General features: G+C 39.7%; 18 protein-coding genes. 5 read left to right on the top strand and 13 right to left on the bottom strand.

Going from position 1 to position 20,154, the window contains the following annotated elements; translation table 11 throughout:
- Positions 1–13: 13 nt before the first annotated feature.
- From EZ449_RS17435 to fumC, 5 genes are read right to left on the bottom strand one after another with little or no spacing between them, the layout of a single operon-like run.
- Positions 14–1,924 carry a fumarate reductase/succinate dehydrogenase flavoprotein subunit gene (locus EZ449_RS17435; protein WP_131561243.1) on the bottom strand — a complete coding sequence of 637 codons (1,911 nt, stop codon included), beginning with the start codon at positions 1,922–1,924 and terminating at the stop codon, positions 14–16.
- Positions 1,924–2,589, bottom strand: coding sequence for a succinate dehydrogenase cytochrome b subunit (locus EZ449_RS17430; protein WP_205943030.1), 666 nt, complete (start codon positions 2,587–2,589; stop codon positions 1,924–1,926). The genes EZ449_RS17435 and EZ449_RS17430 overlap by 1 nt, the downstream gene beginning before the upstream one ends.
- A gap of 36 nt (positions 2,590–2,625) precedes the next feature.
- Positions 2,626–4,056, bottom strand: a complete 1,431-nt coding sequence (locus EZ449_RS17425) for an anion permease (RefSeq protein WP_131561240.1) — start codon at positions 4,054–4,056, stop codon at positions 2,626–2,628.
- A gap of 10 nt (positions 4,057–4,066) precedes the next feature.
- Positions 4,067–5,215 carry a porin gene (locus EZ449_RS17420; RefSeq protein WP_165499801.1) on the bottom strand — a complete coding sequence of 383 codons (1,149 nt, stop codon included), beginning with the start codon at positions 5,213–5,215 and terminating at the stop codon, positions 4,067–4,069.
- Between the two features lie 40 nt (positions 5,216–5,255).
- Positions 5,256–6,689, bottom strand: a complete 1,434-nt coding sequence (gene fumC / locus EZ449_RS17415) for a class II fumarate hydratase (protein ID WP_131561236.1) — start codon at positions 6,687–6,689, stop codon at positions 5,256–5,258.
- A 52-nt stretch (positions 6,690–6,741) separates the two neighbouring features.
- Here fumC and EZ449_RS23330 point away from each other — a divergent pair, with 52 nt between their 5' ends.
- On the top strand, positions 6,742–6,873 hold the full coding sequence (locus EZ449_RS23330; RefSeq protein ID WP_262711143.1) for a hypothetical protein: 132 nt from the start codon (positions 6,742–6,744) through the stop codon (positions 6,871–6,873).
- The gene (locus tag EZ449_RS17410; protein ID WP_131561234.1) at positions 6,855–7,250 is read left to right on the top strand and encodes a tautomerase family protein; all 396 of its coding nucleotides are present in this window, start codon (positions 6,855–6,857) and stop codon (positions 7,248–7,250) included. The genes EZ449_RS23330 and EZ449_RS17410 overlap by 19 nt, the downstream gene beginning before the upstream one ends.
- A 9-nt stretch (positions 7,251–7,259) precedes the next feature.
- Here the strand turns inward: EZ449_RS17410 and EZ449_RS23325 are convergent, their stop codons facing one another.
- From EZ449_RS23325 to EZ449_RS17375, 7 genes are all read right to left on the bottom strand, one after another.
- Positions 7,260–7,703 carry a L,D-transpeptidase family protein gene (locus tag EZ449_RS23325; RefSeq protein ID WP_131561232.1) on the bottom strand — a complete coding sequence of 148 codons (444 nt, stop codon included), beginning with the start codon at positions 7,701–7,703 and terminating at the stop codon, positions 7,260–7,262.
- Positions 7,633–8,763: a L,D-transpeptidase scaffold domain-containing protein gene (locus EZ449_RS23320; protein ID WP_131561230.1), complete on the bottom strand. Its 1,131-nt coding sequence runs from the start codon at positions 8,761–8,763 to the stop codon at positions 7,633–7,635. The genes EZ449_RS23325 and EZ449_RS23320 overlap by 71 nt, the downstream gene beginning before the upstream one ends.
- 115 nt (positions 8,764–8,878) lie before the next feature.
- Positions 8,879–9,298 carry a hypothetical protein gene (locus EZ449_RS17395; protein WP_131561228.1) on the bottom strand — a complete coding sequence of 140 codons (420 nt, stop codon included), beginning with the start codon at positions 9,296–9,298 and terminating at the stop codon, positions 8,879–8,881.
- A 31-nt stretch (positions 9,299–9,329) separates the two neighbouring features.
- Positions 9,330–10,160, bottom strand: a complete 831-nt coding sequence (locus EZ449_RS17390) for a hypothetical protein (protein WP_131561226.1) — start codon at positions 10,158–10,160, stop codon at positions 9,330–9,332.
- 137 nt (positions 10,161–10,297) lie between these two features.
- Positions 10,298–11,953, bottom strand: coding sequence for an alpha-glucan family phosphorylase (glgP, locus tag EZ449_RS17385; protein ID WP_131561224.1), 1,656 nt, complete (start codon positions 11,951–11,953; stop codon positions 10,298–10,300).
- A gap of 311 nt (positions 11,954–12,264) precedes the next feature.
- Positions 12,265–12,633, bottom strand: a complete 369-nt coding sequence (locus EZ449_RS17380) for a BON domain-containing protein (protein WP_165499800.1) — start codon at positions 12,631–12,633, stop codon at positions 12,265–12,267.
- 86 nt (positions 12,634–12,719) lie between these two features.
- Entirely contained in the window at positions 12,720–15,080 is a 2,361-nt protein-coding gene (locus EZ449_RS17375) for a phosphoketolase family protein (protein ID WP_131561220.1), read from the bottom strand.
- Positions 15,081–15,331: 251 nt separating this feature from the next.
- Here EZ449_RS17375 and EZ449_RS17370 point away from each other — a divergent pair, with 251 nt between their 5' ends.
- On the top strand, positions 15,332–16,549 hold the full coding sequence (locus EZ449_RS17370; protein WP_131561218.1) for a PAS domain-containing sensor histidine kinase: 1,218 nt from the start codon (positions 15,332–15,334) through the stop codon (positions 16,547–16,549).
- Positions 16,524–17,576 carry a response regulator gene (locus EZ449_RS17365; protein ID WP_131561216.1) on the top strand — a complete coding sequence of 351 codons (1,053 nt, stop codon included), beginning with the start codon at positions 16,524–16,526 and terminating at the stop codon, positions 17,574–17,576. Before EZ449_RS17370 ends, EZ449_RS17365 begins: the two co-directional genes overlap by 26 nt.
- A gap of 22 nt (positions 17,577–17,598) precedes the next feature.
- Here EZ449_RS17365 and EZ449_RS17360 read toward each other — a convergent pair whose 3' ends face one another.
- The gene (locus EZ449_RS17360) at positions 17,599–18,471 is read right to left on the bottom strand and encodes a universal stress protein (RefSeq protein ID WP_131561214.1); all 873 of its coding nucleotides are present in this window, start codon (positions 18,469–18,471) and stop codon (positions 17,599–17,601) included.
- Between the two features lie 350 nt (positions 18,472–18,821).
- On the opposite strand from EZ449_RS17360, the gene lat reads away from it, so the two are divergent.
- The gene (gene lat, locus EZ449_RS17355) at positions 18,822–20,153 is read left to right on the top strand and encodes an L-lysine 6-transaminase (protein ID WP_131561212.1); all 1,332 of its coding nucleotides are present in this window, start codon (positions 18,822–18,824) and stop codon (positions 20,151–20,153) included.
- Position 20,154: the final 1 nt, after the last annotated feature.

The raw sequence follows: 20,154 nt of genomic DNA, 5'->3' as shown, positions 1-20,154 counted from the left end.
CCCCTATTAAATGTTATTTATAACTTCTTACTGTTAATTTCACGGTTTCAAAAACCAGTGGTTCTTTATGTAATTCCGGTTCGCTATCCTCACCCATCCATTCCCAAGCAGAGACATAACAGAAATCTTCATCATTTCGAACGGCTTCGCCATCAGCCGTCTGAAATTCTTCTCTAAAATGCGCACCACAAGATTCTTCCCTTTGCAGGGCATCGTAACACATCAATTCTCCTAGTTCCAGAAAATCGGACACTCGTCCTGCCTTTTCGAGCTCGGAATTTACCTGATCATCACCCGTAATTTTAAGATCGTGGTCGAATGATTTCTTTAGTGCCTTAATTTCGACAATGGCCTGCTTTAAACTTTCTTTTGTTCTGGAAAGACCGCACTTATCATACAGCAGTTTACCAAGCGTTTTATGAAAATGATCGGCGGAAAGGTGCCCCTGAACATTAAGGAACCTATTGAGCTGTTCCCTAACAAGCTTCTCAGCTTCATCAAATGCAGGATGATCTGCAGTCACCTTTGCTCCTTTTAGTTCTGCAGAGAGAAAATTCGGAATGGTGTAAGGGGCAATAAAATAACCATCAACACAAGATTGCAACAGAGAATTTGCGCCAAGACGGTTGGCACCGTGATCGGAAAAATTCGCTTCACCCAATGCAAATAATCCAGGTATGGTGGTCATTAGATTGTAGTCTACCCAGAGCCCACCCATTGTGAAGTGAGCAGCTGGGGAAATCAGCATAGGCTCTTTATAGGCATCAACACCGTTTATCTTTTCGTACATACGGAAAAGATTGCCGTATTTCTCTTCAATTTTATTTCTTCCCTGTTCTTTTATTGCTTTTGAAAAATCAAGACAGACCGCATTTTTCATAGGTCCAACACCGCAGCCAGCATCAATTCTTTCCTTCGCTGCCCGTGATGAAATATCCCTAGGGGAAAGATTTCCAAAAGTAGGATAACGACGCTCCAGGTAATAGTCCCTTTCCTCCTCGGGTATTTCATTTGGAACACGGTCATCACCTGCCTTTTTGGGAACCCAAATTCTGCCATCGTTCCGAAGTGATTCGGACATTAAGGTTAATTTGGATTGGGTTTCGCCAATTTGCGGCAAACATGTTGGATGAAATTGGATCCAGCTTACCCCCGACATAAATGCCCCTTTCTTGTGTGCCCTCCAAATGGCAGAAGTATTGCAGCCCATAGCCAAGGTAGACAGGTAATATACTTTACCATAGCCACCTGTGGCTAATACAACAGCATTTGCCGCATGCCGTTCAATTTCGCCTGTCTCTAGGTTTCGGGCAATAATACCACGGGCTTTGCCATCAACCAGTACTAAATCGAGCATTTCATGCCGGGTATAGGTTTTAACTTTGCCGAGTGATTCTTGCCTCATTAATGCCTGGTAAGCGCCAAGGAGTAATTGTTGCCCGGTTTGTCCACGGGCATAAAATGTTCGCGATACCTGCACCCCACCAAATGAGCGATTGCTGAGATAGCCAGCGTACTCCCTTGCAAAAGGTACGCCTTGTGCTACCGCCTGATCGATAAGCGCCATCGAACATTCTGCCAACCGGTAAACATTGGCCTCACGGGAGCGGAAATCTCCACCCTTTATCGTATCATAAAACATGCGATAAACGCTGTCTCCATCATTTTTATAGTTTTTTGCCGCATTTACACCACCTTGGGCGGCTACAGAATGCGCCCTGCGAGCAGAATCCTGAAAGCAAAAAGATTTGACATTATATCCCTGCTCCGCCAAGGTAGCGGCGCAGGATGAACCGGCCAACCCCGTTCCTACTACAATGATATCAAGTTTTTTTCTGTTGGCAGGATTGATCAGCTTGGAGCTATCTTTATAATTACTCCACTTATCAGCAAGGTTTCCCTCAGGAATTTTGGCGTCTATCATTAGAAATTTAGATTAAAATAAATGAAAATGGGTATGAGCATAAAGCCTAAGGTTATTGCCAGCGAATATATCCATCCCACAACACGGATGGCTGCTGCATATTTGCGATGATACAGCCCAAGTGTTCTAGCGGCACTAAAAAAACCATGCAATAAGTGAAATCCAAGGGCGATAAAAGAAAGTTCATATAGAATGACATACCAGCCTTGCTGAAAGGAACTAACCACAATGGAATACAGGTCCTTATTTCCTTTGACATCCAGCGGAAGATTTCCGAACTTGTAGATGTACCAGTAATCCTTAAAGTGGATGACTAAAAAAATCAAGATGATAGTACCCAATACGCCCATATTTCGGCTGTTCCAAGAACTTACCTTGCCTCGCTTATCGTAAACATACTTGCTGCCTTGTGCTTTAATATTTACCCTGGTAATAATTAGCGCATAAACTGCATGCGCTATAATGGAAAGATACAGAACATAAGAAATGATCTTGATGAGGATGTTCCCAGATAATAAATGAGAATACCAGTTAAACTGTTCCCTTGCTACCGCTGGTGGAGAGAGCAACTGAAGATTCCCCAATAAATGAATGATGAGAAAGAAGCACAGGAAAAGCCCCGAAGTAGCCATCACTAGCTTATAAATTAACGTTGTTTGTTTCATAGTAAATGTTTTCAAAAATTTTACGAAGCTGATTACCTACCAAAGGCCAATAACTTTCCACCACATACCGCCTACGATGAACCAAACCAGTAAGAATAGTACACTCATAAAGAAGCCTTGTTTCCACCAATCTTTCAGATCTACATAAGTACTTCCGAAAAATATTGGCGCTGGGCCATGGCCATAGTGCGTTAGCGATCCCATTAATGAGGCACATGCACCAAGAAATATCGCGAGCATTGTTCCGGGTACGCCCACGGCAATACCAACAGCTAGAAATACTGAATACATTGCGGCGACTTGGGCTGTGGCACTAGCGAACATATAATGGCAATAAGAATAAACTAATATGATCACCGGAAAAGCGAGCTGCCAGCTCAAGCCCGTCATCTGGCCCCCTACCAGTTGTCCAAACCAACCGATGAAACCTAAAGAATTTAAGAATGATCCCATCATCACGAGTGAAGAAAACCAAACAATAGTATCCCAGGCTCCTTTTTCAGATTTTACATCATCCCAGGTTAGCACGCCACATAAAAGTAAAATACAAAGACCGATTAAGGCTCCGGTTGTGGCATCGATGGCGAACAGATTACCAAAGATCCACAGCACCAGGAGGATAATGAAAGTGGCAACCATCAACCATTCCTTTATGGTCATTGGGCCCATTTCCTTTAATTGCTTTGCGGCAATTGCAGGCGCTTCCCTGGTTTCCTTTAATTCTGGCGGAAAAACCTTATATAAAAACAATGGAACTAGAATAAAACAAACCAGTCCGGGAACCAGCGCCGCTATGGCCCAGCTACCCCAAGTGATGGTAACACCAAGATCCCTAGCAAACTTTTGTGCCATAGGGTTACTCGCTGTGGCGGTTAGAAACATAACCGAAGTAATCATATTTGCATTATAACTGCTCAAAGTTAAAAATGCGCCTATTTTACGGTGAGTTTCTGCCTTTTCGGGAATAGAGCCCATATTTACCGCAATAGATTTCATGATTGGGAAGATTACTCCTCCCGCTCTTGCCGTATTACTAGGAATGGCTGGTGCCAATATTAAATCGGCTGTATTTAATCCATAAGCTAAACCCAATGGGCTTTTGCCAAAAATCTTGATAAAACTATAAGCTATTCTTGTTCCAAGGCCAGTTTTTATAAATCCCCTAGCGATAAAAAAAGCCAGACCGATTAACCAGATGGTTGAATTTCCAAAACCGCTAAGTGCATTAAGAATAGATTTGCCCGGATCACCTGGTGCCAACACTTGTGTAGCTGCGCACATGGTAATACCAATGATGGCCATTGTGCCCATTGATGCGGCCTTGGATATGATACCAACAATGGTTGCCACAAAGATGGCCAGTAAATGCCAGGCGTTAGGCTTAACACCATCTGGTACTGGGATAAACCAGATAACAATACCAACCACAAGGGTTATGATTAGCGATTTTAGATTAATTTCTTTCATGATATTTTAGTTAAAAGCGTATTTGTAACTGAACGTAACCAAGGTTACGGCTGTAAGTGGTAGTTAATGGCACCTGATTTTTAAAGCGATCGATAGCCACACCCACTTGGAGTGCCGCATAGAAATCATCAGCAAAAATCAGTGACACATTAGGAATTAGGGTTTGGCGAGGGTTGCTGGCAAGCTTGTAATTTTCATCAAAGTATTCGTACCTGCAGGAGAATTCTACCGCCCGAAGCCTACGGCTTTGATGATTGTAGCGAAGGGTTGGAAAAAAATAAAAGCCTTGCATTTGATATTCAGTCAAATCTGGCCGAACAACCTGCTTATCTGCATTATAGGCTAGAAAATTTGCGCCTTTTTTATATTCAGCCATTAACAAGATGTCGAACTTTTTCGATAGCGTTATCTTTGCAGTGGCGTCTGCTCCATAAGCCTGGCCAATACTACTGCTAGCCAAACTGCCCGTTCCGGCATTTAGCCCAAGGGTAAAATCTTTAATCAAATCTGTTTCCAGCCTTGCGTATAGATTTTTGGTATTATTATCATCAGTAGACTGGTTTTTATTATTTCCATTATACGTTCCTGCGAAGTATCTGATTTTTCCTCCGGGAATTACATTACCAAAAACCGAAAGCCCAGTCTGAAAGCTCTGCCATCCGTTTTTCCCAAAGGCATAATATTGATTCGAAAAGTCTAGGGTTCGGATGATATCTACCGCCATCACATCCTCAATACCAAAAAAGGGACGGAACTGACCTGCCTGAATATGAAAATATTGATTGAGGGAATATTTGATATAAGCATTCTCCAGCACCTTATTGGTTGGATCGCTGTTAAACTCTGCAAGGTTAGCAAGGATATTTGCAGAAAAGTGGTCATTAATATCGCCCTTTACCATAATCCTTGCTCTTTTGACTAGAAACGAGTTTGTTACGGCCTTTGAGGCATCTGGATTGAAGTTTTTACCATTAATATCGATATTTTTATCGAGAGCCAAAACATATCTGGTTTGCAATACTCCTGCGAACGAAAGCTTTCTTTTATAAGCTGAATAATTTTTTAGGGTATCGCTCAACCTGGTCTGATCCTTTTGCTGTGCGAAAATGGAGCAAGAACATATTACCAATATAACAAATGTAGAAACGAGATATTTCATGAGGGGTATAGTTGCTTTTTGTGTGGTTATTTGTAAATGATTATTTGATCGTACCGACCATATCTTCTGGGCGCACCCACTCATCGAACTGGGCATCTGTTAACATTCCAAGCCTAACCGCAGCCTCACGTAAGGAAATATTATCGGCCATTGCCGATTTTGCAATCTTAGCAGAATTGTCATATCCAATGTGTGGATTTAGGGCGGTAACTAGCATGAGAGACGTTTCTAGGTGTTTTTTTATCCCTTCATAATTGGGTGCTAAACCTAAGGCACAGTGCTCGTTGAAAGAGCAACAGGCATCTCCAATCAGTCTAGCTGACTGCAGGAAATTGGCCGCCATTACAGGTTTAAATACATTCAATTGAAACTGTCCGTTTGATCCGGCTATTGTGATCGCCACATCATTACCCATTACCTGTGCTGCAACCATCGTTACTGCCTCATTTTGGGTAGGGTTAACCTTTCCTGGCATAATGGAAGAACCAGGCTCGTTTTCGGGCAAGTGCAACTCCCCGATGCCACATCTTGGTCCGGAGGCGAGCAGACGAATATTATTGGAAATATGCATGAGTGAAACTGCGATCTGTTTTAATGCGCCATGGCTTTCTACAATAGCATCATGAGCGGATAATGCCTCATATTTATTATCAGCTGTACGAAAGGGAAGTTTGGTAAACTCACTTATATAACTGGCTACTAAAACGTCGTATCCAAAAGGTGTATTCATGCCTGTTCCAACAGCGGTTCCTCCTAAGGCCAGTTCAGAAAGGTGATCAAGGGTATGGTTCAGCGCTTTAAGGCCATGATCTAGTTGAGAAACATACCCAGAAATTTCTTGCCCAAGTGTTAAGGGTGTGGCATCCATAAGGTGTGTGCGCCCAATTTTCACCACATCCATAAAATCATCAGATTTTACCCTTAAAGTGTCCCTCAGTTTTTCAATCCCCGGAATGGTAACATCGACGAGAATTTTGTAGGCTGCAATATGCATGGCAGTTGGAAATGTATCGTTTGATGATTGAGACTTATTGACATCATCATTAGGATGGACAAATAATTTTCCATTACCTAGCTCGTTGCCTTGAATTACATGGATTCTATTGGAAATCACTTCATTCACATTCATATTAGACTGCGTTCCAGAACCAGTTTGCCAAATCACCAAAGGAAATTCGTTTGAGAGTTCTCCTGAGATGATTTCATCACAAGCCTGCGCAATCAGGTCTCTTTTATCAGCAGGTAATACCTTTAGATCTTTGTTCGCATACGCCGCAGCTTTTTTGAGATAACCAAAGGCTTCGATAATTTCTGTTGGCATTGATGCTTGAGGACCAATCTTAAAGTTATCTTTTGATCGCTGGGTTTGTGCACCCCAATAACGAGTTTTCGGAACCTGTATCTCGCCCATGCTGTCATGTTCGGTTCTCGATAATTGAGCGGCAGTGGTTATTGTGTTTGTCAGGGATTGCATATATGATCAATTAGGATTTATGTAAAGGTGGGTAGTTTTTAAAGGGAAGACCATGATGGCAATCAAGGTAGAGGATGATTTGGATCAGCACGAAATATTGGCAAATAAGCCTACTTTGTATATCGCATTTACCAGTTTAGGCTTATGCACTAAAAAACTTCCATTATGCCATACCTACAACTAGAAGTCATCAGAAATTATCCTTATGCCACGAAAAAAATATTGGCCAAGCGAATTGGGGAAACTTACTCCAGAATTATGAAAGCTGATGCTAACCGTATTACCGTGAGCATTAGGGAACTTGGTGAAGGTGCAATCTGGCGATGTGGTGATGATGAACCTATGCCTGCTGCAATTATGATGTGCGATATCCGCCAGGGCCGCGATGCGCATACCAGAACAGCACTTTCTAGGGCGCTGATTGATATGTGTAATGAAGTTTTAGGGCTGGAAGTTGGCCAGCTTAACATCGAATTTACACAACATAGTGGCGACGAAATGTATCATCAGCGACTGGGAAGCTTTAGTTCAGAGTGGTTGCCAGATGAGGGTTCTTTATAATGAGAAAGCTTAATTAAGCGCTTTCAAACTTATTCTTAAATCAGACGCAAGCAGCCTTTCATAACCATACATGGCCATTTCAAGTGCCCGATCTTGAGCATAAATATCATTGTAAATAACCAGCTGCTTATCGATCATTTCGCAAGTGATATAATTTATGGATATCGGAATCGGATTTTTAAGCACGAAATCCTTTTTTTGATAAGCTGCTACTGCTTTACGCATTATGGGGGTTTTGGCTTTGCTTCCATCTGCTAATAAGATAAGGGAGGCCATCTTTTCTACCTTTTCCACACGAATGCAGCCATGGCTTAGCGCCCTGTCTTTGGATTGGAATAATTCTGGTTGTGGGGTATCATGCAAAAAAACCTGGTATGGATTATCAAATCTGAATACTATTGCCCATTGCGCTATCACATCCAGACGACTGTCTTGCAAAGTAATTTTTTGCATGAGCTTTGATGTATTGTAACTTTTTAACACTTGTTGGTATATAATTCCCTTTTGCATCATAGATGGCGTAATGATTATTTTCAAGGTAGTTTTCATTTTTAATTGCCTTTGGTAATATTTCATTAGTAAAAATACTATAAGGAACTTTCCACTCAGGTGCCGTAGTAAAGTGTGTAATGTAGCTCGCTAAAGTAGGGGTTGGCGATGAAGCTTTACCTACAATAATTTTGAATGCATATATAGAGTCGGCTACATGCAGCTTTGCCATTTGTGCAGGAATATTGATCATTAAGACTGTACCATCCTTACCGGTATCCCAACGCAGGCGCTCCATGTTGATCGTCATTTTTCGAACGCTTTTTTCAGGGAATTCATAGCTATCTTCCAGGTATTGCCCCCGAACCAAATGCATGTATTTTTGCAGGTCATCATACGCTGCAGACCTTGGCCTAACGCCAGCTATCTCATTATAAAAATCCTTACTTACCATTAATTGCACCAATTTGAGAACGGCATTAAAATCACCTGGTTCGCCATCATCAATTTTAGTTGGCGTTAAGGAGGTATTAAATTTTCCGTAATGCAGGTGGTTCATAAAGGTGATCATTGCATCAGTCATTAAAACATCGAAGATTGCACGTTGGCCTCCACTAAGCATTTCGGGCACTTCAGCAAGGGTTTCAATTTGTTTATAAAGCAGGTTATTCGCATGGAAATCATCACGGTTGAGCCCGAACTGTTTCACACAATCTAATATTAACATGGCTGGAGCTAGCTGCCTGTTATGGTTCAGTTTATTTACCCAAGATAACTTGTAGGAGTTAATCTTATAAAATCGTTCTACTGATTTTGGATAATTAAGTACGTTTTTACATTCTACAAGCTGCATTTTTGTTTCCTGCGAAATCAATTCGTTAGTTTCTCCCTCTTTTGTAAAAGAGATGACTGGATTTTGAGCCAGTGCATTAACAGATATGTGCAAGAACAAACAGACCAAGCAAACGATAAATATGATCTCTTTGAACTTTGATTGACCTTGGGATTTTAGGTGATTTTTCATTTTTCTTATTTAAAATGAGGATGTAATTCTAATAGGGGCTGCGAAGAACTTTATAAGCTTATGATATAAGTTGATTATTTAAATGAGGCAAAATTCATTTAACCCATACATACCCTTACAGCTGAGGCAAACCTTGTCGCTTTCTATCCTGTATTAATGAAATAACCAAGGAAAAAAGTTCCTGCTTAAGTTTTCTGTAAGTCGAAGTGAGGTGAGACATACGCTGTTCCATTTGCTTTTGCTTATTATCCAACAATTCTCCATGGCTATCAACCAAATTTTCTGTTTGCCCCTCTAATACCTTTATATAATCGATCAGCTCTGTATCTACATTATATTTATCTTTCTCAAGCGTTAAAAATTTTTTGCCTACAGCTTTTAGGTCATCTATATATTCAGCGCTGGAGAGCAGTATAAAATGATCATCGAGCAAATGATGAAGAAAGACCATTTCAACCTTAAAAAAATCAATATCCGATGCCCATTGTTTTGCTATGGTATGATAATGGATAAATGCTGGGGAATTACTATTCATGGTGTTCATATTATATGCTATAAAATTTTAGTTATGATGGAAGTATAAGTATCGGAACAGGCTTGTATAGCGAGCATTTATCCTTGAAATATTGCTGGGTAAGGAAATTGAAATGAAAATGCTGGTCAACTAAAATTAAGAGATCGGCTTTCATTTCACTTACCACAACTTCCAACGTATCTATACATTCGTTTTGATCGAGCATATTAAGGAAAAGTTTTTTGTAGCCTACATTGTGGCTCACCTCTTGGTTAAACACTTCTTCTGCCTGATTGATCTCCATCTGTGGAAGACCACTTGCCGATGAATGTGCGATAACCAGATTAGCATCCCAACATGTTGCAAGGTTGGCCAAAAACTTTACCATGCCAAGTCCACAAAAGCGCAGATCGGTTAAATACACCATGCGCTTGAGTTCATTATCCGACCATGATGATGGAATGATCATCAGCGGCACATGAATTTTGTGAAGTAGATTATTAATGGCAAGGTTTACATTAAGCAGCGCTTCAGGCAGAAATTCATCCAAGCCTTTTATTACCAGCAAGATTTCGTTTTCACTGGCTAGCTTATATAAATCTCCATTTTCACAAGAAAAACTTAATTCTTGAATGACTGGTTTAAATCCGGGATGGAGCATTTTTCTCTCCAAAAGATTTTTCACCATCTTGGTATCGATTGATACAGCATTAATGATCTCCGGAAGCGTATCAGTCCATCCATATTCATCCGTAGTAAGTTTTAGAACCGGTAAGTTTGCTACGATAATATTTACCCCAATACGTTGTGCCAGGATGAGTGCAAATGCTGCAGCATGTTCAGATTCTGGACTCTGGTCGTTAATGATGATAATGGATTTCATTTGTGATTTGCTTTAAGCTATACGCTGACAATAAAGATCGGTATAGCCTAAGGCAAATTAAATGATGGTAATCACCTTAATAATTGAGGTTGATCATAGAAGTTGGAATATGGCATGAGATTAGAAATCGTTTAACTTTAATTTGCCTGCTGGTACATTTGCTTGTAATAGGCTTCTGCCATTCTTGCTGATTCAAATTCTGGGACAACGCCTTTAAAACCCTTTTGAACCATATTGAACCACTTTTTTGGATGATCATAGTACGTAGGTAGAACCATGTTTTCCAATACATCCATTAGGTTGGCATTCTCTTTTCTATCTCTCGCCTCTTCGGATAACGAATCTTGAGCAGGCTCGATAAGAAAACAGTTTTCGCCATTTAGGGCAAATTCAGGAATCCAACCGTCTGGAATAGACAAGTTGATCGCACCATTCATTGCTGCCGTCATGCCACTTGTACCTGAAGCCTCACGATACATTTTTGGGTTATTCAGCCAAACATCGGAACCTTTTTTTAATAGGGAGGATAAACCAAGTTCATAGCCTACCAATACTGCACAATTAGGAAATTTTCTTGTTTTATCAATAATACTATTGAAGATTTGGTTAGCTCCCTTATCTTCTGGATATGGTTTTCCTGCCCAAATGATCTGTATTGGGTATTTTGAAAGCTTTAATAATGCCTCGAAACGCTCCCAATCATGCATAAGAAGATCTGCTCTTTTATACGCAGCAAAACGCCTGGCCCATACTAGGGTCAGTACATTTTCATCAAATAGCTTTCCTGTTTGATCGGCAACATGTTGAAACAACATTGATTTTAGTTCTTTCTTCCTACCAAAAAACTCCTGCTCATTATTCTCCTCTACACTTTTAGCAATTTCACTATCCTGCCAATATTTTTGATTTTGTGCGTTGGTAATGGAAATAATCTCACAAATGCCATCATAGCCTCCCCACATCTCACGAGCGACTTCTCCATGAAGTTTGGAAACTGCATTTGCCTTGCCAGAAAACTTCAGCGCTGCCAGGGTGTAGTTAAACTTATCACCTTCTAGCCCTAACACAAACTTAACTTCATGGTCTTGCATGTGGTAGAAGAACGACATCTCTTTTAGTAGCGAAAAATCATGCTCCTCATTACCAGCAAGCTCGGGAGTATGTGTAGTAAATACCATTCTCTTTTTAATCTCAGTTAGATTTTGATATTTTGAATATAGATAAAAGTTTAGGGGTACAGCATGCCCCTCGTTCATGTGGTAATAATCTGGCTGAAGATTTAGCTGATCCAAAAGCATTCCTCCACCAATGCCCAAAATGATCGATTGTGCAATCTGGGTGGCCTCATTAGGATCATACAATCGGTGAGTGATGCTCTTACTTACCTCATCATTTTCTGGAAGATCGGTACTCAGCAAAAATAAAGGTGCGGTTCCAAATGTTTCTGGCCGCAATAAAAACGCCTTAACCTTCACCATTGCACTATGTACAGGAACAGAAAGGATAATCCCAGTATCTTCCAAAAAAGAATAATCTTTTTGAACAAAAGCTGGAACCATATTATTATCCTTATCCCTTACTTGGTCATAATACCCATATTTCCAAAGCATGCCGATGCCTAACAAATTTTGCTTCAGCTCAAAGGCGCTTCGAAGATGAGAGCCGGAAAGAAATCCTAACCCTCCACTATAAATCTTTAGAGATTGATCAATGGCAAACTCCATTGAAAAATAGGCCACACTGGTTTGATATTCTGAATTGGGACTATACCCAAAGAGCTCTGTTCTAGTCATGAAAAAGTTTTTATTGAATGATCTTTTATTGAAAATAAGAATTTTGTAATCTGCTTGTATTTTCAGGCTTAAATTACAAATTATTCAAGAGCATTCTACAAAAACCAATCCATGTATAACATTAAACTGTTTCATGATTGTTAAATATCCTTTTTATAAACTTTCCCAAGGACATATATGGCCAGCGCATCATGTTTTTGGAAAGCTCCATAATGAGATAACGGCTTGATATCCAGTTCAGCAAAGCTAGCCTATTAAGTAAATAGCTTTGGAAAATGCTTATACCATTATCTTTACTGAACTTTGCCTTTTCACCAGATTTCATTACGGCTCCTTTCAGCATGAAAATTCGGGCGAATTGGACCTAAAATATGCATAGGTTGGTCACTATCATTTTTATAGGAATGCCTACTATCTAAAACCAAGTTTATTCCCATGTAAACGATCAGGTTGTTTTTAAGCGCAAACCTGACCTCAATTTTCTGAATAACATCTTTTACGCCTTTCACCGATTTTGCGGCATGTTCTGTGGCTAGTTTTTTGGCGTAACTATCCACTGATCCTTTTAGGGTTACAAGACCACTTTCTACCGAAATTTCTATTTTCTCTTCATTCATAAGAGTATTTGAATTAATAGCCAGTCTAACCTCTTTCTCCAAGTTTTTATCTTTATTTTTCATTATAATTTCCATTGTTAATGGGCCAAATACGCTTTTTCTCAACATCATATTTTTATTTATTTCCCTATATAATCAGGCAAAATGAATTATCTGACCCTCTTTAATCGCCAGTTTTTTATCTCTGGCATATCATCAAGATGGACACTTATGTATTCCTTGTGGCTGTTTAACTTATCCTCACAAAAGCGGATGAATTCATCAGCCTGCTGCTGTAACCGGGGAATACGCTTAACCGCTTCTATGGCTAGATGATGGCGACTCATCTGATTTAATACCACCATATCGAATGGTGTGGTGGTTGTACCTTCTTCCATAAATCCTTGAACATGGAACCGTGCCGGGTCTGGCCTACCATGAACCAGGTCATGAATGATACGGACATAACCATGGAATGCAAAAATTACAGGGGCAGCATTGGTAAATAGGTCTTCAAAATATTCATCACTTAAACCATGTGCATGATACGCTCTCGGAGAAAGAGACATTAAATCAACCACATTAACAACTCGTACCTGAAGCTCAGGTAGCTGCGTACGAAGAATTTCCGCCGCAGCGATGGTTTCTTGGGTTGGCACATCTCCGGCGCAGGCTAAGATAACCTCCGGTACTCCAACTTCATTTCCGGCCCATTCCCAAATGGATGCTCCTTTTTCACAATGCGCTACAGCTTCTTCCATCCCTAACCATTGCAATTCAGGCTGTTTCCCGGCAATAACAACATTAATATAGTTTTTGCTTCTTAAACAATGATCCATAACCGAAAGCAGGGTATTGGCATCAGGTGGTAAATAGATTCTGATCACACTGCTTTTTTTATTGACCACTGTATCAATAAAACCTGGCCCCTGATGACTATAACCATTGTTATCTTGTCTCCATACATGAGAGGTTAATAAGTAGTTAAGTGAGGCTATTGGTTTGCGCCACGGAATTTCCTGAGTAGTCTTCAGCCATTTTGCATGTTGGCTAACCATAGAATCTACAATGGTTACAAAAGCTTCATAACATGGAAATAGACCATGTCTACCCGTTAATAAGTAACCTTCAAGCCAACCTTCGCAAAGGTGTTCACTCAAAACTTCCATTACCCTTCCATCTGGAGATAACTTATCATCTGTATCGATTATTTTTTCCATAAAGCATCGATTAGTTACCTGAAATACAGCCTCTAACCTATTGGAATTCGTTTCATCTGGACAGAACAACCTAAAGTTCTTATTGTCCGCATTCAGCGTGAATATCTCACGCAAAAACTTACCTAAATTTCTGGTACTTTCAGCTGCGATTGTGCCCGGGTGGGATACCTTGATACCATAGTTTTTGAAGTCTGGCAAAATAAGTTCCCTTAACAATACGCCTCCATTTGCATAAGGTGAAGCGCTCATTCTTTTATTGCCGACAGGTGAAATACTACGGAGTTCGGGGTTTAGCGTACCATGCTCGTCGAAGAGCTGCTCTGGTTCATAGCTGCGCATCCATGCCTCAAGGGCTTGCAATTTCTCAGGGTTCTCCTTAACTCCAGCCAATGGAACCTGATGCGAGCGAAAGGATCCTTCGATGGGCAGATTGTTCCAGGATTTTGGGCCCGTCCAGCCCTTAGGTGTTCTTAAGATAATCATTGGCCATTTTCTTTGATGGATCATGCCTTCTGCCCGGGCGTTGTATTGTATTTTTCTGATCTTATCATACACGATATCCAAAGTGGAAGACATTTGGCGGTGAACGTTATGTGGGTGCTCACCCTCAACGAAAAATACCTCATATCCATAGCCTTTAAAAAGTTCGCTTAAGGCCGTATCATCCATCCGGGAAAATATGGTTGGGCTTGCTATTTTGTATCCGTTTAGATGAAGTATTGGTAAAACAGCACCATCTCTAGCAGGATTTAAAAATGCAACTGAATTCCAGCTTGCTGCAAGAGGACCTGTTTCTGCCTCTCCATCACCAATCACACATGCGGCAATCAGGTTCGGATGATCGAAAACTGCCCCGAAAGCATGCATAAGGGAATAACCCAATTCACCACCCTCATTAATCGAGCCTGGTGTGTGCGCACTCACATGACTAGGAATTCCTCCTGGGGTTGAGAACTGCCGAAAAAACTTAAGCATGCCTTCCTCATCCATAGTTATTTCAGGGAAAAGCTCGGTATATGTACCCTCCAAGTAAGTATGTGCCAGCACAGCTGGAGCCCCGTGGCCAGGTCCGCATACGTATAAAATATCTGCATCGGTATCCTTTATCAACCGATTTAAATGGACATAAATAAGATTTAAACCGGGAGAAGTACCCCAATGGCCAAGTAGTCTTGGTTTTATATCTTCTGCTGTGAGTGGTTTACGCAATAATGGATTAGCTTGTAAATAAATCTGACCTGCAGATAAGTAATTTACCGCCTGCCAATATTGATGTATTTTATTGATTTCTGCTTCTAAAATTTCTTGCATGGTGTTTTGGATTTAGCATGGAACATTTGCTAGTGACTTTACATATAGCAAAAGTACCATCCCAACCTTAGTTAGAAATGATAGTACTATCTTAAGTTGATGATGCTCATCATGAATAATAAACTGTTTTCCATTTTTGAATGACTACCTTGCTAGCGCCAATATTCCTTAAAAGAATAAAATCAAAACAATAGCCCTCAGAGATCGTTCTATTAATATAGGTAGAACATTTAGCTGTTAATCAATTATTTATGGAAAATGCCGTATTGCTAAAGGCAATTATTGACAATGCAATAGACGGACTGATCACGATTGATGACCAAGGTATAGTAGAATCAATCAACCCCGCCGCTTGCCGGTTATTTGACTATCCTGCAGAGGAGGTTATCGGCGAAAACATATCCATTCTGATGCCGCAACCAGATAAATCTAACCATGACCAACATCTCCTCAATCACAGGGAAACTGGAAAGGCAAATATTATTGGAATTGGCCGAGAGTTAATTGGAATGAAAAAAAATGGAAGTTATTTTCCATTTCGTTTGGGCGTAAGTGAGGTTAAGTACTCAGGAAGAATAGTTTATGCTGGTTTTATTCACGATTTGACCAGAGAGAAAGAGGCTGAAGGAAAATTACTTGACTATGCGGCGCAATTGGAAACGCAGGTTGAGGAAAGGACTCATTCCTTGAGAATGAGCGTTGATGCTTTAAAGCGCACACAGGTAGACCTAAACCTATCGCTTGAGAAAGAAAAGGAGTTCGGTCAGTTGAAAAGCAGATTTGTCTCCATTGCTTCACATGAGTTTAGGACGCCATTGAGCTTAGTTCAGTTATCTGCATCCTTAATTGAACGATATTCGGAATCACTTGATCAAAAAAACATCGGAAAGCATGTAGGCAAAATCAAGGATGCCGTGCTTAATATCACTGCGATCTTAAATGATTTTTTATCTCTGGAAAAATTGGACAGTGGCATGGTTAAACCATCATTAAGCCATTTTAACCTATCAGAGATGGCAGAAGAAATTACTGGCGAAATGCAGGTGGTGTTGAGGGGGAAACAACAAATTATCTTTAAACATAGGGGTACGAATCAAAAGGTAACACTCGATCAAAATCTACTGAAAAACTGTATAATCATCTTGATAGATAACGCAATAAAATATTCAGGAGATGATAGTCAGATTCAGTTTTACACCAAGATAAACGACCATAATTGTACCATTAGGATTTGCGATGATGGGATTGGCATCCCCGAAAGTGATCATAAGCATCTATTTGAAGCGTTTTTTAGGGCGCACAACACCGGCAACATATCTGGTAATGGATTAGGATTAAGTATATTATCTCGATATACAGGACTAATGAATGGGCATATTAGTTTTAAGAGCAGAGTAAACAGGGGAACAATATTTACACTTACATTCCCACAAAAAAACAACCATGAGCAAAAAAGTATTGATAATTGAAGATCATGATGAGATTCGTGAAAACCTGGTTGAAATTCTCGAAATGGCCCAGTACACAGTATTTGAGGCTGAAAACGGCAAAATTGGGGTAGATTTGGCGATCACCCATGTTCCAGATATCATACTTTGTGATATTATGATGCCCGAACTTGATGGATATGGTGTATTGTATATGCTTAATAGGAATGAGCAGACGATAGGAATTCCATTTATTTTTCTTACCGCAAAGGCAGAATATGCCGATCTTCGAAAAGGTATGGAATTGGGTGCAGATGATTATTTAGTTAAGCCTTTTGATGATATGGAACTGCTAAATGCCATTGAGATCCGTTTAAAAAAGAAAGCAGCAAATGATCTTTCCTATCATAGCAAAACTGAAGAGTTTAAAGTATTGGTAGAGAAAATAGACGGGCTTGCTGAATTTAATAAGATTATTGAAGAAAAGAAAAGTAGGGATTTTAAAAAGAATCAAGTCATTTATTATGAAGACGATTACGGCAAAGGACTTTATCTGGTAACAAATGGAAGAATTAAAACGATAAAACTAGCCAAGGATGGCAGAGAACTAATGACTGGGATTTACGGCAAAGGCGACTATTTGGGAATTAACGCGGTATTAAGTGATAGTTCTTACGCTGATACAGCGACAGCATTAGAGGACAGCAAGGTTTGCCTCATCCCATTAGATCAAATGGAAACTATACTTAACCTATACCCAGAGGTAGCCAGAAAATTTATTCATTTGCTCTCCAAAGACAATCGGGCAAAGGAAGAGCAGCTATTGGAGCTTGCCTATCATTCAGTTAGAAAGAAAATGGCCGCTACGTTACTACGTTTGTATGGACAGCAAAATATAGATGATAATTTAATAAATATCTCCAGAGAAGACCTTGCCGCAATGGCATGCATGGCTACTGAAACGGTAAGCCGCACCCTATCAGATTTTAAGGACGAGCTCCTCATAGATAGAATTGGAACAAAAATAACTGTACTTAATCATCAGGGGCTTTTCAATATGAAAAATTAAAAACCCTGCAGTAATTTTTGAATTAAAATAGCATGCCTTTGTAGCCCTCTGGCACAACGATTAGAGGAAGATTAGTCTGTCTAGCCATTTTGTGAGAATAGCTGGCATGCAAAATATCCGATACTAAACTATGTTTTCGATGAATAACAGCTAATACATCGATATCTTCATGATGGCTCAACCAATTCAGGCCGTCTTCTATTTTAGGTTGATACACATTTTTATAATACATTTTATTGTAGTTAACTTTCGATTTAAGTTCTTTCATAAAAGAATCAATTCGATGGAGCAACATTTTATCTTCACGATTAACAATCACATGAACGATCAACAGTTCGGCGTTTAGCTTAGCTGCAAGTAAGGCCAATAATTGAATAATTTCCATATCGCTTGTTTTCAAATCTGTTGCAAAGGCAATCTTTTTGATCGGAACAAAATCTGCACCTTTTGGAACTAGCAGGAGTGGATATTCTGCAAAATCGATACTATCCCTGCTGCAACTGCCTTGAATTAAACGTTTCATATCACCATTTCCAGATAGACCAAGAACAACCATTCCTATATTCTCCAACAGAAAAGTTTCCCTTAAAATGTCACTAACATCCCCAAAGGCAGACTTAATCTTAATCTTCGGGATATTCTCCTTAACCTCGTAAGATGCAAAAAGATCGTTTTGGAGTTTATCAGAAAATTTTTCCAAAAGTGTTTCATTGTGACTAATCAGGGTTTGTTCATCTTCAATTGGCCAAATTATCTGTAATGGAGAATCAGCATCTGCAGATGAAGCATGAATCAGCTCTACATTTGCTCCCACCTGAGCAGCAAATTTGCAGGCATATGCCGCGGCTCGGCTTGCACTTTCCGAAAAATCGGTCGCTATAAGTAATGTTTTCATCGTTTCAATTATATAGCGCAAAGTTTGCCAATCTCAAGCCAATATACCATGAGGAAGATCAATAAAACCTATGATGTAGAACCCATTGTTTGGTTATCAAGTGCTTAATTTTTCGGTAAGTATTGTAGCCAGAAAAAAAAGAAAACCCAAAATGTTTTCAGTTTTAACACTATGTTTTATGGTATTTCGCCAAAAAAGTTTTCCACAATCAAGAAGTCTAAATGGCGTTTTTGTCTATAATCATACTTTAAACAGTTTAAACCTATTTTTTGTATAAAACATAGAAAAAGTGCTTAAATTTTGATTTTAGGCACATTTAACTAAATTTGATTTATACCAAAATCAAGTTTATGTACCAATTAACAGTACCAGCCGATCGCGTTAACGAATCTCTAAGTAAGCATATTTTGGCCGATGGCTTCGACCTTACCTATGATATGGAGAAAAGTCGCGGAGCTTATATTTACGATTCGAAATACAACAGAACCTTACTCGATTTTTTCACTTGTTTTGCTTCAGTTCCCTTGGGTTATAATCACCCGAAAATGATTAACGATGAGGCCTTTAAAAAAAGCTTGCTGCAAGCGGCAATGGCAAACCCATCAAACTCTGATGTTTATACACAACAATATGCCCAATTCTTAGAAACCTTTTCTAAAATCGGTATTCCCGATTATTTACCTCATGCTTTTTTTATTGCAGGTGGCGGCTTGGCTGTGGAAAATGCTATTAAAGTGGCCATGGATTGGAAAGTACAGAAAAACTTTGCCAAAGGTTATAAAGAAGAAAAGGGCTTTAAAGTGCTTCACTTTGAAAGGGCTTTTCACGGAAGAACGGGCTATACCTTAAGTTTAACCAATACTCTGCCCGACAAAACCAAGTGGTTTGCTAAATTCGATTGGCCAAGGGTTTCTATTCCCGAAGTAAAATTCCCGCTGTCTGGCGATAATTTGAACCATGCGATTCAAACAGAAGAAATATCAATCGCTCAAATTAAACAAGCTTTTGCCCATAATAAAGATGAGATCTGTGCCATTATTATCGAGCCAATTCAATCTGAAGGTGGCGATAACCACTTGCGTGAGGAATTTTTAATTCAAGTAAAAGCTTTGGCTGATGAGAACGAAGCTTTTCTAATTTATGATGAAGTACAAACCGGCGTTGGTTTAACCGGAAAGTTTTGGTGTCACCAACATTTCAGCGAAAAAGCCCAGCCAGATATTGTAGCATTTGGCAAGAAAATGCAAGTATGCGGAATTCTTGTAGGCAAAAAAGTTGATGAAATAGAAACGAACGTTTTTAAGGTTCCGAGTCGGATAAATTCTACTTGGGGAGGGAATTTAGTGGATATGGTGCGATCTACACAGATTCTGCAAATTTTAGAAGAAGATAACCTTTGCGATAATGCAACCAAAATTGGCGAATACTTAAAGGGAAATCTGGATAAGTTTGCTCAAAAATTCGATAAAATGAGTAATGTACGTGGACGAGGCTTATTATGCTCGTTCGACTTCCCGACAAAAGAAATGCGCAACACGTTTATTGGCAAGGGACTAGAAAATAATGTGATGTTTTTAGGCTGCGGAGAGAAAACAATTCGCTTCCGCCCGGCACTTTGCATTGAGCAAAAACATATTGACGAGGGGTTGACAGTTATGGAAAAAATATTGCCTTTATTGTAGG

The organism is Pedobacter frigidisoli (assembly GCF_004331675.1).
GTDB classification, from domain to species: Bacteria; Bacteroidota; Bacteroidia; order Sphingobacteriales; family Sphingobacteriaceae; genus Pedobacter; species Pedobacter frigidisoli.
Note: the sequence above shows the minus strand (reverse complement) of the source record. Positions and strands in the feature narration are given on the sequence as shown.